Raw genomic sequence first — 416 nt, 5'->3', positions numbered from 1 at the left:
TACTTTTTAGAGTGTTAGCTGTCTCTTTAACTTTATATGCTATTTTTCTCATAACTTCAGGATCTTCTACTGTAATCCCCAATTCTGCCAACCTTTCTGCAACAAATGAAGTTCCACTTCCTTTTGAAACTACATATTCCAATTTTCTTCCAACTGCTTCAGGCATGAATGGGAGCATTCCCGTAAGCTTACCTGCTTCTCTTGCTTTTCTGTGCATCCAAGTGATCCATCCAGCTGTGTATTTGAATTGGTTCTCTCCAACTATGGGTTTGTTTACTGCGACTTTTACTTTTGATATCTCTTCAACGATTTTCGAGACTTCATATAGTTTTTCTAGCTTTATATTTGTCTTTACACCAAGTAAAAATTCTAATGCAACTGCAATTTCCTCTAGCGATAACAAACCAACTCTCTCT

General features: G+C 36.5%; 1 pseudogene. It reads right to left on the bottom strand.

What is annotated here, in order from left to right:
• Window positions 1–416: pseudogene (locus E3E26_RS11010) on the bottom strand (hypothetical protein); the annotation flags it as partial.

This window comes from Thermococcus sp. LS1, assembly GCF_012027395.1.
Taxonomy (GTDB): Archaea; Methanobacteriota_B; Thermococci; order Thermococcales; family Thermococcaceae; genus Thermococcus.
This window is presented reverse-complemented; position numbering and strand designations above follow the sequence as displayed.